Annotated in this window: 10 protein-coding genes and 1 tRNA gene; 2 read left to right on the top strand and 9 right to left on the bottom strand. The window is 65.8% G+C overall.

Annotated elements, in window-relative coordinates; translation table 11 throughout:
* Positions 1 to 28: 28 nt before the first annotated feature.
* The 3 genes from AC3AP7_RS05295 to AC3AP7_RS05285 all read right to left on the bottom strand — a co-directional run bounded on the left by AC3AP7_RS05295 (position 29) and on the right by AC3AP7_RS05285 (position 3,486).
* Positions 29 to 1,378 carry an ABC transporter ATP-binding protein gene (locus AC3AP7_RS05295; protein ID WP_475764704.1) on the bottom strand — a complete coding sequence of 450 codons (1,350 nt, stop codon included), beginning with the start codon at positions 1,376 to 1,378 and terminating at the stop codon, positions 29 to 31.
* Positions 1,379 to 1,389: 11 nt separating this feature from the next.
* Positions 1,390 to 3,141, bottom strand: coding sequence for an ABC transporter permease (locus AC3AP7_RS05290; protein WP_475764705.1), 1,752 nt, complete (start codon positions 3,139 to 3,141; stop codon positions 1,390 to 1,392).
* A 204-nt stretch (positions 3,142 to 3,345) separates the two neighbouring features.
* On the bottom strand, positions 3,346 to 3,486 hold the full coding sequence (locus AC3AP7_RS05285) for a hypothetical protein (protein ID WP_475764706.1): 141 nt from the start codon (positions 3,484 to 3,486) through the stop codon (positions 3,346 to 3,348).
* Between the two features lie 1,049 nt (positions 3,487 to 4,535).
* Here AC3AP7_RS05285 and AC3AP7_RS05280 point away from each other — a divergent pair.
* Positions 4,536 to 6,173, top strand: coding sequence for a carbohydrate porin (locus tag AC3AP7_RS05280; protein WP_475768069.1), 1,638 nt, complete (start codon positions 4,536 to 4,538; stop codon positions 6,171 to 6,173).
* A 20-nt stretch (positions 6,174 to 6,193) separates the two neighbouring features.
* On the opposite strand, the gene AC3AP7_RS05275 is transcribed toward AC3AP7_RS05280, so the two are convergent.
* Together AC3AP7_RS05275 and AC3AP7_RS05270 are read right to left on the bottom strand one after the other, a co-directional pair.
* A complete protein-coding gene (locus AC3AP7_RS05275) occupies positions 6,194 to 8,092 on the bottom strand; it encodes a potassium transporter Kup (RefSeq protein WP_475764707.1) in 1,899 nt (632 codons plus the stop codon).
* A gap of 54 nt (positions 8,093 to 8,146) precedes the next feature.
* Positions 8,147 to 8,386, bottom strand: a complete 240-nt coding sequence (locus AC3AP7_RS05270; protein WP_475764708.1) for a hypothetical protein — start codon at positions 8,384 to 8,386, stop codon at positions 8,147 to 8,149.
* 162 nt (positions 8,387 to 8,548) lie between these two features.
* On the opposite strand from AC3AP7_RS05270, the gene AC3AP7_RS05265 reads away from it, so the two are divergent.
* Positions 8,549 to 8,974 (top strand): TOBE domain-containing protein, encoded by a 426-nt coding sequence (locus AC3AP7_RS05265; RefSeq protein WP_475764709.1) that lies wholly within the window; start codon positions 8,549 to 8,551, stop codon positions 8,972 to 8,974.
* 29 nt (positions 8,975 to 9,003) lie between these two features.
* Here AC3AP7_RS05265 and AC3AP7_RS05260 read toward each other — a convergent pair whose 3' ends face one another.
* The 4 genes from AC3AP7_RS05260 to AC3AP7_RS05245 all read right to left on the bottom strand — a co-directional run bounded on the left by AC3AP7_RS05260 (position 9,004) and on the right by AC3AP7_RS05245 (position 14,483).
* A complete protein-coding gene (locus AC3AP7_RS05260; protein ID WP_475764710.1) occupies positions 9,004 to 11,106 on the bottom strand; it encodes a phosphocholine-specific phospholipase C in 2,103 nt (700 codons plus the stop codon).
* A gap of 697 nt (positions 11,107 to 11,803) precedes the next feature.
* Positions 11,804 to 11,880: transfer RNA gene (locus tag AC3AP7_RS05255), tRNA-Met, on the bottom strand.
* Positions 11,881 to 12,548: 668 nt separating this feature from the next.
* Entirely contained in the window at positions 12,549 to 13,463 is a 915-nt protein-coding gene (locus AC3AP7_RS05250; protein WP_475764711.1) for an ABC transporter ATP-binding protein, read from the bottom strand.
* A gap of 45 nt (positions 13,464 to 13,508) precedes the next feature.
* The gene (locus tag AC3AP7_RS05245; protein ID WP_475764712.1) at positions 13,509 to 14,483 is read right to left on the bottom strand and encodes an ABC transporter permease; all 975 of its coding nucleotides are present in this window, start codon (positions 14,481 to 14,483) and stop codon (positions 13,509 to 13,511) included.
* Positions 14,484 to 14,547: the final 64 nt, after the last annotated feature.

The raw sequence follows: 14,547 nt of genomic DNA, 5'->3' as shown, positions 1-14,547 counted from the left end.
CCGTCTGCCGGCGCGGCGGCGGCTCCGTTCACGCCTCGACGTCTTCCAGGCTGAACAGCTCGGTCTGGTCGTTGTACGAGAAGATCTCGCCGTAGCGGCCCCAGTTGATCACCGCGTCGAGCGTTTCCTCGGCCGCGCTGTCCGACAGGAAGTCTTCGAGCTCCTGCTCGAAGCGCACGCGCGGCGCGCGATGCCCCGGACGCTCGTTGAGCACCTTCTTGATCCGCGCCGCGAGCGGCACGAGCCGCAGCAGATGCTCGGCGAACATCATCTTGCGCTCCTGCGTGCCGAACTCCGCGAACACCCGCGCCGGCGGCGTGAGCAGGATATCGCCCTCGCGCACCTCGGCGAACCCCAGATGCTGCAGCACTTCGGCCACCGGAAACAGGTCGTCCACCTCCAGATGCAGCGAGCGCGCGATTTCCGGCATGTCCGCACGGCCGTGGTACGGCGCGGCCGCGAGCGTCTCGATCAGACCCGCCATCAGGTTGGTCGACACGTGCGGCAGCCAGCTGCCCAGTTCGAGCCCCTTCTTCGCGGTCTCGTCGGGACGGCGCGCCGTCATCTTCGCGTAGATCTCGTCCACCAGCCGGCGAAACGCCGGATCCAGCCGGTTGCGCGGATGCGCGAACGGCACCTTGATCTCCGCCAGCACCCGCCCCGGATTCGACGACAGCACCAGAATCCGGTCGCACATGAACACCGCTTCCTCGATGTTATGCGTCACGATCAGCACCGACCTGATCGGCATGCGCCCCTGCGTCCACAGGTCCAGCAGGTCCGTGCGCAGCGTCTCGGCCGTCAGCACGTCCAGCGCCGAGAACGGCTCGTCCATCAGCAGCAGCGTCGGATCCACCACCAGCGCGCGCGCAAATCCCACGCGCTGGCGCATGCCGCCCGACAGCTCGCGCGGATAGGCATTTTCAAAGCCGTCCAGACCGATCAGGTCGATCGCCGCGAGCGCCCGCTCGCGCCGCTCGCGCGCGCCCACGCCCTGCGCCTCCAGTCCCGCCTCCACGTTTTGCAGCACCGTGAGCCACGGAAACAGCGCGAAGGTCTGGAACACCATCGCGACCCCCTTGGCCGGGCCGTCCAGCGGCTTGCCGAGATAGGTCACGTCGCCGCCGGTCGGCCGGATCAGCCCGGCGATGATGCGCAGCAGCGTCGACTTGCCCGAGCCCGAACGGCCCAGCATGCCGACGATCTCGCCCTCGCGCAGCGACAGGTTCACGCCGTCGAGCACCAGCAGTTCGCCCTGGTTCTTGTTGAAGCCGCGGCTCACGTCGGTGACGCGCAGCACCTCCGCGCCGGAACGCGGCGCCGGCGCCGGCGCCGGCGTGTGCGGCAGATCGGCGGATACGATTTTCGGATTTAGCATCGCTTTTACTCTCAGTCGAGCCGCAGCCGGGATTCGGCATAGGCATACATCGGTCGCCACAACAGGCGGTTGAACAGCGTCACGAACAGCGACATCACCGCAATGCCGAGGATGATCTTCGGAAAATCCCCCGCCGCCGTCGTCTGCGCGATATACGCGCCCAGCCCATGCGCCTCCACCTTCGTGTCGCCCCACTGCACGAACTCCGCCACGATGCTCGCGTTCCACGCGCCCCCCGACGCGGTGATCGCCCCCGTCACGTAGTACGGAAAAATCCCCGGCAGCATCGCCTTGCGCCACCACTGCCAGCCGCGGATCCCGAAGTTCGTCGCCGCCTCCCGGTAATCGTTCGGATAGGCGCTCGCCCCCGCGATCACGTTGAACAGGATGTACCACTGCGTGCCCAGCACGATCAGCGGCGACAGCCAGATGTCCGGGTTCAGGTGAAACCGCACGATCACGATCACGAACACCGGAAACAGCAGGTTCGCCGGAAACGCCGCCAGAAACTGCGCAAGCGGCTGGATCTTCTCGGCCAGCGCCGGACGCAGCCCGATCAGCACCCCCACCGGCACCCACACCAGCGAGGACAGCGCGATCAGCACCACCACCCGCACGAGCGTGATGAACCCGAGCACGAACACGTGGCCGACCTCGTCGAGCGTCACCCCGGTGCGCACGTAGGCCACCACCCGGTACACCACATAGGCGGTCAGCAGCAGCACCAGCACGCCCCAGACGATATCGCCCACGCGCGACGCCTTGCCGCGCCCCGGCAGCTCGAACCGGATGCCGCGCGGCGCCGGCAGCCGCATCGGCACCCGCGCCGCGCGGGCGAACACCCAGCCGAGCGGCACCAGCAGCCGGTGAATGAGCCGCGTGCGGCGGATCAGGTCGAGCAGCCACGACTCCGGCGCATTGCCCGAACTCGTCGTCTCCATGCGGAACTTGTCGGCCCACGCGACGAGCGGACGGAACAGCAGCTGGTCGTACGCGAGAATCACCACCGTCATCGCGAGAATCACCCAGCCGACCGCGTGCAGGTTGCGCCCGGCAATCGCCTGCGCCAGATACGCCCCGATCCCCGGCAGCGTGATCGTGTTGTTGCCGACCGTGATCGCCTCGGACGCCACCACGAAGAACCAGCCCCCCGACATCGACATCATCGTGTTCCAGATCAGGCCCGGCATCGAGAACGGCACCTCCAGCTTCCAGAAACGCTGCCAGCCGGTCAGGTGAAAGCCGCGCGAGACTTCGTCCAGATCGCGCGGCACCGTGCGCAGCGACTGGTAGAAGCTGAACGTCATGTTCCACGCCTGGCTCGTGAAGATCGCGAAGATCGCCGCAAGCTCCGCGCCGAGCACGCGCCCCGGAAACAGCGCGAGAAAGAACGTCACCGTGAACGAGATGTAGCCGAGCACCGGCACCGACTGCAGGATGTCCAGAATCGGCACCAGCACGAGCCCCGCGCGGCGGCTCTTCGCCGCGAGCGTGCCGTACGCCAGCGTGAACACCAGCGAGGCGACGATCGCCGCGAGCATGCGCAGCGTCGTGCGCATCGCGTACTCGGGCAGATGCGACGGGTCGAGCGAGATCACCTGGGCCTTCAGCGTCGACATCGGCGCGAGCGTCTGGTGAAAGCCGATCGCGGCCATCGCGATCACGCAGATGATCAGCGGGAACGCAACGAAGTCCCAGCCATTGGGCAACAGACGCCACGCGGACGCGTGAGCGGTGCGTTTCAGGTCGAAGCTGAAGTCCATTACAGCGCTCCCCCAGCGGCGGTCATCGAGACACGGCCCACGGCCGGCACGCGCGGGCCGGCCAACGGCGCGCGGGCATGCGGGACAAAACAGAAAACAGACATGAGCGAAAACAGGCAGGTAGTGAATGAACACGCCCGCGCGGCCCGCACGCGGGGCGGCCGGTCGTGGCCGGCACGCCTCGTGTGCGGACGCACGCGGACACTACGCAAAAAGCGACTTGAGATAGCGCCAGAGCGCACCCCGTGCGCGGGGCGGGCGGGTACGCAGCGACAGCATCGTGTCGTAGTGGACGCGGGCGTCCTCGACGTGCGGCAGGTGCGACAGGAGCAGGCCGAAGTTCATGAGGGTTCTCCGAGCGTTGGGCTTAACGCGGTTCGACGGAAGCCAGCAAGACCCGGAGTGCCGTGGGATCGGCGATGCGACAGCGGGGCTCTACTCGCTTGCGTCAGTGAAAGGGGACGTGCAGCGGTGCACGGTATAGCGGCATAAGGGATAACTGTCAGGGTCCGGCATGGAGCGCTCCTTGTCGGCGTTGAGCACGCCCGTCTGCTGCGCGGGCCGGAGCACGCGCGAATCCATTCACGCGCGCACGCCGCCGAGGCGGGATGCGCGCGCACGCAGCCGCGAGTCGACGCTCGCGACAAAACGCCATGCGAGCACACGCCGCGGCGAGGCGCTCACATGACACGATTCGAGGTGCACGGGGAAAGATACTGCGGCGCGCACCGTCTGCCCGGCAGGCAGGACGGCGGCGAAAGAATATGGCGCGGGGGTCCTGCCGCTCAGGCGGCGAAACAGATCGAAGATCGACTACTGCTACTGTCCAAGGCATCAGCCCCTTTTGTGACGACCGGCGAATTCTAGACATTTTGAGAACAAAAAGTCAACCGGCTTCGCTAAGCAGAGCCAGGCTAATCGACGCGGCACGGGTCTCTCGGGCCGCGTCACCCTGCCCCCGATTTCCGCGCGGCACGCGGCGCTTTTTTTGATGCACTTTTTACTTGCCGGACGGTGCAGGCGGCCCCTACAATCCGCCCGTCTCATTCAGGGAGTCCCACGTGGACACATGCTCGGGTAGTGGAAGTCCGATGCCGGCCTGCGCCGGCCTGACGATCGCGAGTTAGCCGCCCCGAGGTCCCGCCTCTGCCGCTGACTCGCCTGTATTGGGTTAGCGCGCTTCTTTTCCGGCCGGCTTGATGCCGCGCCGTCAGCCGCACGCTCCGTCGTACGCCTGTGCGCCGTCCGTTTGACGGCGAGGTGCCGTCGCGTCCTCTCACGTTGCCCGATCCGTTCGGGCTCGACGGGGACGCGGCATGCCCGATCGACCCGGCGTCGCCCTGTTCGGGGCCTTTCGATCTCGTTTGCCCATTTCCCTTCTGCCTCTGCTCGCGATGAAAAACAACTTCACCCTCGCCTGCCGCTGCGCCGCCGGACCCGCCGGTCTCGGCCTGCTGCTGTCGATCGGCGCAGCCGCCCCCGCACTCGCGCAAGCCTCGTCCGACGATGCGCGCCCCCTGGCGCTCGCACCTGCGCCTGCACCTGCACCTGCACCTGCGCCTGCACCTGCGCCTGCGCCTGCACCTGCGCCTGCGCCTGCACCTGCGCCTGCGCCTGCACCTGCACCTGCGCCTGCGCCTGCACCTGCGTCTGCACCTGCGTCTGCGTCTGCACCTGCGTCTGCACCTGCGTCTGCGCCCGTGGCCGAGCCTGCGCCCGCGGCCGCAGCCCCCGCTCCAACCGGCTTCTGGAGCCGCGCCAGCCTGTTCGGCGACATGGGCGGCGTGCGCCCGTGGCTCGACAACCGGGGCGTGACGATCGGCCTGCAGGAAACCAGCGAGACACTGGGCAACCTGACAGGCGGCGTGAGACGCGGCGGCGCGTACGACGGCGTCACGCAGTTCGGCCTCGGCATCGATACGCAAAAAGCGTTCGGGCTGCCTGGCGGCACGTTCAACGTATCGGGCCTGCAGATCCACGGCACGAGCCTCAGCGCACGCAATCTGCAGACGCTGCAAAGCGCAAGCGGCATCGAGGCCGACGACACCACGCGTCTGTGGGAACTGTGGTACCAGCAGACGTTCGCCGGCGGCGACGCGGATCTGAAGATCGGCCAGCAAAGCGTCGACCAGGAGTTCATGGTGAGCGACGACGCGAGCCTCTTCATGAACGCGACGTTTGGCTGGAACGTGCTGCCGTCGGTCGATCTGCCGGCGGGCGGTCCCGCCTATCCGCTCGCCTCGCCCGGCGTGCGGCTGCGCGTGACGCCGTCCGGCGCATGGACCGTGCTCGCCGGCGTGTTCGGCAATCCGGCCAGCAACGGCAGCGCCGATCCGCAGCAGCTCGACGCGCACGGTACGAACTTCGCCCGGCAACACGGCGCGCTCTTCATCGGCGAGGTGCAGTACGCGCTCAACCCCGTGCCGGCCGACCCGGCCGCGCCGAAACCGGCCGGCTTGCCCGGCACTTACCGCCTGGGCCTCTGGTACGACTCGCAGCGCTTCGCCGATCCCGGTTATGACACGGCGGGCGCGTCGCTCGCGGATCCGTCGGGCAGCGGCATCGCGCGCAGCTACCGCGGCAACGAGGGGATCTATGCGGTCGCCGATCAGATGGTGTGGCGCCCCGGCGTGGACAGCCCGCAGGCGCTCGGCGTCTTCGCGCGCGTAATGGGCGCGCCGGGCGACCGCAACCTCGTGGATTTCGCGCTGAACGCGGGCATCACGCTGAAAGCGCCGTTCAAGGGGCGCGATAACGACGTCGCCGGGCTCGCGCTCGGCTATGCGCGAATCGGCTCGCACGCGCAGGACCTGGCGAGCGCGAGCGCGCTCACGACACCGGGCTATCCGTCGCGCAGCGCCGAAACGCTGATCGAGGCGACCTACCAGTACCAGCTCACGCCCTGGTGGCAATGGCAGGCCGATTTCCAGTACGTGTTCCGGCCCGCGGGCGGCATTCCGGACCCGGACGCTCCGGCGCAGCGCATCGGCAACGAGGCCGTCGTCGGGCTGCGGACCACCGTCGCGTTCTAGCCGTGCGCGGCCGCGCGCGGCTACAGGTTGATCTGCCCGCCCAGTTCGACGACGCGGTTGGCGGGCAGACTGTAGTACTCGGCGGCCTGCGCCGCGTTGCGGCCGAGGAACGCGAACAGCTTCTCGCGCCACAGCGCCATGTCCTTGCTCGCCCCGGTCGCGAGCACCGTGTCGCGCGCGAGGAAGAACGACGTGTCGGCCGGTTCGTACTGCCAGTCCGGCACCCGCTGCGCGATCAGCTGCAGGATCGACGGCACGTTCGGAATCTCCATGAAGCCATGCCGCACCACCACCGAGTAGCAGCCGTAGCCGAGATCCTGCACGTCGACCTTCTGCTCGTCGGCCACGTGCGGGACGTTCTCGGTCGTGCCGGCCAGAAACAGGTTTACGCGGTGCATCACGCGGTTGTGCTTCAGGTTGTGCATGAACGCGGACGGCGTCATGCCGGCCACGCCGCCCGGAAATACCGCGGTGCCGTCCACGCGCGGCGGCGCATGCGAGCCGCCGCACAGCGACTGGATCAGCCCGGCGAGCGGAATGTTGTCCGCCCGCATCCGCTCGACGATCATCTCGCGGCCCCGGTGCCAGGTCGTCATCACGGTGAACAGCAGTGCGCCGGCGGCGAGGGGGAACCAGCCGCCGTCGGCTACCTTGCCGATATTGCTGGTCACGAACACCAGATCGACGAACGCGAGCGGTCCGATCACCACGAGCGTCGCGAGCGGCGACCAGTTCCACAGCGAGCGCGTGATGAAGAACATCAGCAGCGTCGTGAGCAGCATCGTCGAGGCCACCGCGATGCCGTACGCCGCCGCGAGATTATCGGACGACTTGAAGAACACCACGAGGAACACGACGGCCGCATACAGCGACACGTTGATGAACGGCACGTAGACCTGCCCCATCTCCTGCGTCGACGTGTGCACGACCGGGATGCGCGGCAGGAAGCCGAGCTGCACCGCCTGCTTGGTCATCGAGAACGCGCCGGAAATCACCGCCTGCGACGCGATGATCGTCGCCGCGGTCGCGAGCACCACGAGCGGCACGAGCGCCCAGTCGGGCGCGGATTCGAAGAACGGCTGCCCGATCGCCGACGGCTTCGCGAGCACCAGCGCCGCCTGGCCGAAGTAATTGAGCAGCAGGCTCGGCAGCACGAGGAAGAGCCACGCGAAGCGGATCGGACGCTTGCCGAAATGGCCCATGTCCGCATAGAGCGCCTCGCCGCCGGTCAGCGCGAGAAACACCGAACCCAGCACGACGAACGCCGTCAGCGGCGCATGCGTGACGAAGCGCAGCGCGTACAGCGGCGACACCGCGCCGATGATCGCGGGCCCCTGCGCGATGTGCAGCAGGCCGAGCGCCGCCAGCGTGACGAACCACAGCGCCATCACCGGTCCGAACAACCGGCCGACCGTCCCGGTGCCGCGCTTTTGCAGCTTGAACAGGCCGGTCAGGATCACCAGCGAGATCGGCACGATCCATGCGGCGAGCTTCGCGTCGACGAGCGTCACGCCTTCGACCGCGGAGATCACGGAAATGGCCGGCGTGATCATCGAGTCGCCGTAGAACATCGCCGCGCCGAATACGCCGAGCGTGAGCAGCAGCGGGCTCAGCTTCGCCGGCGCGACGCGCGACGCGAGCGCGGTGAGCGCGAGAATGCCGCCTTCGCCGTCGTTGTCCGCGCGCATCACGAAGCTCACGTACTTCAGCGTGACGACGATCACGATCGACCACAGGATCAGCGAGACGATGCCGAACACGTTCGGCGCGCTGATGCCGCCGGCCGCTTTCAGGCATTCGCGCAGCGTGTAGAGAGGGCTCGTGCCGATATCGCCGAACACCACGCCAATCGCGCCGAGCACGAGGCTCGGCGCGGTATTGACTGCGTGCGTGGACTGACTGCTGACGGATGAGGACATAAGTAATGTAAGTGAATTGAAATAATTTCCGCGGGCACGGCCGGCGCACGCACGCTAGCGCAGCTTCCAGATGCCCCAGACCGCAATCGCGAGCGCGAGCCCGAAACCGACGGCCAGCAGGATATAGGTGTCCATCGAAACGTCTCCTCGGCGCGCGAAAGTGTCAAGCCCCACCACGGTGCCCGGCCACGCCTGGGCGCTTTCGCCGCCATCGTTGCGCGAATGGTATCCCGGCTGCGCCGCAGAGTACATGCCCGCCCTGCGCCGGACATCGTAGCGCGGGATGCGCGGCATCCCTGTGACGGCCAGAGCGTGCACGCCGGCGGGCGCGGCGCACGCACACATGCACGCATGCCATCGTCCGCGGCTTGCGCGCGATCCCGAACTCCACTAGTGTTCCGTCATCGACGCCCGCCCGTGCCGGCCCGCGCGGCGGCGCCTTCCAGGAGACACGCCATGCGAACCAGTGCCCGCAACCATTTCGCCGGACAAATCACGGAAGTGAAAACCGGCGCGGTCAACGACGAAGTCACGCTGCGCACGGCGGACGGGCTCGACATTGTCGCGATCATCACGCACGGCAGCGCATCGTCGCTGGGCCTCGCGGCCGGCACACCCGCGTTTGCGCTGGTGAAAGCCTCGTCGGTCATCGTGATGGTCGATGACGCCGGCAGCAGGACCTCGGCGCGCAACCGTATCGCCGGCAAGGTGAGCGCGCTCACGCGCGGCGCGGTCAACAGCGAGGTCATCGTCGCGGCTGACGGCGGCGCGCAGCTCGCCGCGATCATCACGAACGAAAGCGCGGACCGGCTCGGCCTCGCCACCGGCAGCGCGGCGACCGCGATCTTCAAGGCGTCCAGCGTGATCATCGGCGTCGACTGAGCGGGCGGCCATGCGGGCCGCCGTTCCGCCTACACCGCCTGCATGGCCGGCGTGATCGCGGCTGGGTCCGTCACACTGGGGCTGCCGGTTTCCACGTGGCCCGCGATGCGACGCCACCATGCCGGCTCGTCCGCGACGGTGATCTGCAGGTCATACCAGCCGCTGCTGCAGGACAGATCCCAGTCATCCTCGACCGTCTTGCCCGCGCCCACCGTCACCGTGCGCGGAGGCTGGCCATACGCGCCATCCGACACCGTGAACGTCAGTGCCGCATTACCGTGGTTCGACAACGTGAGATGCACGTTGCCATTGGCGACGTCGTAACAGGTCACGAGCTCGGGCAACGCAGTCGCGTCGGCTGCGGCCGAGCCCGCAAAGCGGCGGAAGAATCCATTGGGCCCGTACACCGACACCTGGTACTGCCCGTTTGCATCCGGTGCCCACGTGTCCGTCAACTGCTTGCCCGCTTCAACCGTATAGCGTCGCGGCATTGCGTCCGCACCGGCCGTATAGACCCAGAAATGCGCGCCTTGCTGACCCGTGTTCGCAAACGTGAGCGCATACGCGCCGTCGATCCATCGGCCATTCACATGCAGTTCATACGGCAACGGTCGCGCCGGCCGGGTTCCCGCTTCCTGCGCAGCGACCGGGCCCGGGGTCGCCGGCACGACCGGCGCAGGCTGCGTCGCGCACTGGTTGTCGGCGATGCTCATGTAGCCGCTCGTGTCGGGCAACGACGGCATTGACGGATCGGCCGCGCGAAAATCGAATGCCGAGGTCAGATCGCCGCACACGGCCCGACGCCACGCGGTGATGTTCGGCTCGGCGACGCCAAACCGCGCTTCGATAAAGCGGATCACCGACGTGTGATCGAACACCTGCGAACACACATAGCCGCCGCGTGTCCACGGCGACACGACCGTCATCGGGACGCGCGGGCCCAGGCCGTATGGAAGCCCGTCTGCGGTGTACGTGCCGCCGCGCCCCGGATTCACGACGTCGTGAATCTCGCCTGCCACGCTCACCGTCGATTTGCCCTGCGACGGCAGGGTCGGCGGCTGCGGCGGAACGATGTGATCGAAGAAGCCGTCGTTTTCGTCGTACATGATGAAGAGCACGGTCCGGCTCCAGACGTCCGGATTCGATGTCAACGCATCGAGCACCTGCGACGTGTATTCGGCGCCGTATGCCGGCGTGTACTGCGGATGCTCCGAATACGCCGCGGGCGGGCACAGCCACGACACCTGCGGCAGACGGTTCGCCTGCACGTCGGCCTTGAGATCCGAGATCGTGCGTACGGTCTGCGCGCGCTGATAAAGCGGTGATCCGGGTTGCGCATCGATGAAATTCGCGAAATTCTGCAGGACGTTCGTGCCGTAGTTGCCGTTTAGCGGATCCGTGCCGTCCGTGCCCTGCTGATAGATCTGCCAGCTCACGCCGGCGGCCTGGAGCCGCTCCGGATAAGTAGTCCAGGACAGCAACTGATACGCGGGCGGCCCGTCGCCGTCGACGTAATCGTTGTTGTCCAGCAGCGGGCCGCCCATCGTTCCGCTCGGGTCGACCATGCCTGTCATCAGATAACAGCGGTTCGGGTGCGTCGGCCCGGGCAGCGAGCAGAAATACGCATCGCACACGGTGAATGCGTCGGCAAGCGCATAGTGAAACGGAATGTCCTGGCGCAGGTGGTAACCCATCGTCATATCCGTCTTGTTCGCCGGCCATTGGTCGTAGCGTCCGCCGTCGATCGCACCGTGCGTCTTGTACCACGTGTGATCCAGATCGCCGACGCATTGCGCGCTCGTAGTCTGCGTGTCCAGATGAAACGGCAGCACCGGCTTTGCCGGATCCTCCTTCGACGGCTGGAACCACACCGGCTTGCCACCCGGCAAGGTCACCGGAAAACGGTCGTTGTAGCCGCGCACGCCGGACAGATGCCCGAAATAATGGTCGAACGAGCGGTTTTCCTGCATGAACACGACGACATGCTCGACATCCTGAATCGTGCCCGTGACGGAATGCGGCTCGATCGCGAATGCCCGGCGGATCGATTCCGGAAAGAACGCATGGGCGGCCGTCGCACCGGCCAGCCCGGCAGACAGCTTCAGAAATCCACGTCGGGAAGGGGAAATCATGGCTTTCTCTTCTTTATCTCTTTTTAGTTTGGAATACGAATTGATTGACATATCACGAAGCCGGCGACGCAAAAGCGGGCGGGCAACGCATTCTGACGCCGGCAAGTGCCGCGCCACCGCATGCGGCCTTCTGAACCGGTTGCGCGTTGCTCAATGCCGACGGCCCCGGGTTGTCCGAGCCACTGCACGCGGCGACCAGCGCAGCGGCAGCAAACAGGCTAACGTGTACGACATGCCGATATACCGGCACTTGCATGGCAGATCTCCCTCGCGACCACGGTGGAATGCGGGTCCGCGCACCCGGCAACGGCCTTGTGCCGTCGCTGGGGAGACGATATTTTTTGCCCATTACGTTCCGGTGACAGCGTGGCGGCTATCCACACCCGGGCCGCCCGAATTCGCGGCGCGCCTTTCTCCGTAGGGGTTCTAGCTGGGATCGCGAACGGACAGAATCGTAAATGAGTGTGTCCATTCCGCGCGGGTTGGCGCGGGTCGGCGCGGGTCGTTGTGAAAGCGCATCCGCGCGGGCGTATCGCCCAATCGCTACGTGCAATTCGAGGACGTTGTGGCCGTGATGTCGCCTGGTCGACGCGCAATCAGTCGATGCGCAGACGATAGCCAAACGATAGAAACGACCCGCAGCGCCGAAAAACAAAAAAGGGTTACGCGCGCATGCGCTGTAACCCTTTGATTTGTCTGGTTGCGGGGGTAGGATTTGAACCTACGACCTTCGGGTTATGAGCCCGACGAGCTGCCAGACTGCTCCACCCCGCGTCAGAGAAAAAGATTATAGGGTGTTGCGAGCAAAACGTCAATACCTCTGCAAACTATTTTTCCCAGCCCAGCGCCCGCGCCGCTGCCGGCGGTCGACTGTCCGCCGTCCATTCGCTTTCATCACGCCATTTCTGTTCGGAATGCGAAGCAATTCATCATCCCCTCGCCGCTGATCGGACCCGCAGAAATTTCAGAGAATGGCTTCCAGCGAAGAGAGGGAGACCCGACCGTCATGCCCGCATCCCCAGCGGTCACAGCGTCAGTCGTCGCGCCGATGAGGCACGCCGAATCCTCGATCCCATCCGTACCCGGTCGACGGTGCCCGCACGATCGCGCGGGATCCCGATGTCGAACGTGTCGTCGCCCTGTATTTGCCGCTGGCAACCGGCCTCCCGTTCATCCGTCAAACACGCGCGCGCTTTCCGCACTGCGAGAGAAAAAGCTCGAATGGCAAGCCGAACCGCCTGGCCGTCGAGGGTCCGCATTGCTTCGTTCCGATATACCGCCGCGCGATGCCCGATCAATGCCGTACGAAAACATGTCGCGAGGCTGTATTCGTCGAGTCCACGCGTGACGTCATGCACGAACTGATCGGGACGACTGCGATCGCCAAAGGACGCCGGGCCGAAGCGGGCGTCGTCCGTAATCGTGCACGTCGTCAGCCGGCCTTATTCCACGTCATCGGTCACGTCGGTCATCCGGATCATGTGCGGGCGCACCACGTCGTCGTCGCTCTCTTCCCCGACCGTCTTCGGATGAATGAGCGCCTCGAGCCGCGCCTTTGTCGCCATGAACTCGCGCGTCGTCAACTGCGCTGCGTGGCGCGGACGCGGCACCGGCACTTCGATCAGTTCCTGCAATTCGCCGGGATTGGCCTTCAGTACGAGAATGCGGTCCGCCAGCAAAATCGCTTCATCGAGATCGTGCGTGATGAACAGGATCGTCACGTCGATATTGCGCCAGATGTCGATGAGGTGCGCCTGCATCTTCGCGCGCGTCTGTGCATCGAGCGCGCCGAACGGTTCGTCCATCAGCAGAATGCGCGGCCGGTTCGCGAGCGCACGCGCAATCGCCACGCGCTGCTTCATGCCACCCGACAACTGATGGGGATAGACATTGGCGAATGGCGTCAGTCCCACAAGATCGAGCCATTGAAGGGCCTCGCGCTCGGCTTCGCCCGTGCTGCTGCCGTTCATCCTGAGACCGAACATGACGTTTTTCTTCACCGTCAGCCACGGAAACAGCGTATAGCCCTGAAATACCATGCCCCGGTCCGCACCCGGTCCGCGCACCGGCTTCCCGTCGAGCAGAACGTCGCCGCTCGTCTGCGATTCGAGCCCGGCGAGAATGCGAATGAGCGTGGACTTGCCGCAGCCGGAAGGGCCGATCACGCAGACGAATTCGCGTCGATGCGTGCGGAAGCTGATGTCGTTCAGCGCCACGACTTCGCCCTGCGCCGAACGATAATGCTTGCCGACATGCTGCACGTCGAGAATCACCTCGCGGGCCTTGAGACGCGTAAAGCGCTCGCGCACCGCGTCGGACTGGATCAGGTATTCGGGAACGGGTCGAGGGTTGAGCATGAGCGCCTCTGCGGTGATAACGGGAGAGTTCACGGACTTAAGCCATCACGCCTTCAGCGTGCGGTCCCAGGGAAAGAGTTTGCGGGCGAGCAGCGCGAGCACGATGTCGGTGCCGAGACCGATGATGCCGATCATCAGGATCGCCGCGTAGACATTGTCGAAGTGCTCGTAGCGCGCCTGCTGAACGATGTACCACGTGATGCCCGAACTGGTTCCGACGAGTTCCGCGACAATCAGATACGTCCACGCCCAGCCGAGCAGAATGCGCTGATCGCGGTAAAGGTCGGGCAGCACGCCCGGAATCACGACGTGCGCAACCAGTTTCAGCTTCTTCGTGCCGAGCGTCATCGCTGCTTCGAACAGGCCATATTCGAGCTTGCGCGTCGTGTTCGCAACGATCAGCACCTGTTGAAATACCGTGCCGATCACGATGATCGCAATCTTGGGCGCATCGTAGATGCCGAGAATCGCCACCATGAGCGCGCCGAACGCCGGCGCCGGCAAATAGCGGAAGAACTCGAAGAATGGCTCCTGCAACCGTGCAATCGCACTGAATGTCCCCCCGATGATGCCGAGCGGCACACCGATTGCCGACGAGATCGCAAAGCCCCAGAAAATGATGCGGATGCTATGCCAGAGACTCTGATGCAGCCATACGCCTTCGCGCGAAGCGGGCGGTGTCGTGAACGCCGTATAGAACGCGCGCGCCACCTGATGCGGCGCGGGCAGATAGACGGGATTCGCGGGCACGCCCTGCGGCAAAGCCGTATGGGCTTCGCGCGCATGCTGCAGTTCGTCGGCAAAGACAGCCTTGTCGACCTGCATGCCGGTTTGAAAGTAATCGACGCTGCCGGGGTTCGTGATCCTCACTTGCGGATGCCAGATGAACGGCACATAGCTGATCAAACACCAGAGAGCGAGCGGCAGCAGAAAAGACGCTGTGCCGAGCGTCCATTTTTCGCGCGTCGATAACGCGCGTCGCACGGCGAACCATTCGGTCATGCTCGGGGTCGTTGACATCGAAATCTCCGTATCTACACATTGGGTATCGCGTACCGCCCGCGTACCGCCCGCGCGGTGCGCG

This window comes from Paraburkholderia sp. PAMB 6770, assembly GCF_057748135.1.
Note: the sequence above shows the minus strand (reverse complement) of the source record. Positions and strands in the feature narration are given on the sequence as shown.

Bases quoted from the DNA above. Each gene is read 5' to 3' on its own strand.
- AC3AP7_RS05295 (WP_475764704.1), bottom strand. From the start codon at position 1,378: ATGCTAAATCCGAAAATCGTATCCGCCGATCTGCCGCACACGCCGGCG.
- AC3AP7_RS05290 (WP_475764705.1), bottom strand. From the start codon at position 3,141: ATGGACTTCAGCTTCGACCTGAAACGCACCGCTCACGCGTCCGCGTGG.
- AC3AP7_RS05285 (WP_475764706.1), bottom strand. From the start codon at position 3,486: ATGAACTTCGGCCTGCTCCTGTCGCACCTGCCGCACGTCGAGGACGCC.
- AC3AP7_RS05280 (WP_475768069.1), top strand. From the start codon at position 4,536: ATGAAAAACAACTTCACCCTCGCCTGCCGCTGCGCCGCCGGACCCGCC.
- AC3AP7_RS05275 (WP_475764707.1), bottom strand. From the start codon at position 8,092: ATGTCCTCATCCGTCAGCAGTCAGTCCACGCACGCAGTCAATACCGCG.
- AC3AP7_RS05270 (WP_475764708.1), bottom strand. From the start codon at position 8,386: ATGCCGCGCATCCCGCGCTACGATGTCCGGCGCAGGGCGGGCATGTAC.
- AC3AP7_RS05265 (WP_475764709.1), top strand. From the start codon at position 8,549: ATGCGAACCAGTGCCCGCAACCATTTCGCCGGACAAATCACGGAAGTG.
- AC3AP7_RS05260 (WP_475764710.1), bottom strand. From the start codon at position 11,106: ATGATTTCCCCTTCCCGACGTGGATTTCTGAAGCTGTCTGCCGGGCTG.
- AC3AP7_RS05250 (WP_475764711.1), bottom strand. From the start codon at position 13,463: ATGCTCAACCCTCGACCCGTTCCCGAATACCTGATCCAGTCCGACGCG.
- AC3AP7_RS05245 (WP_475764712.1), bottom strand. From the start codon at position 14,483: ATGTCAACGACCCCGAGCATGACCGAATGGTTCGCCGTGCGACGCGCG.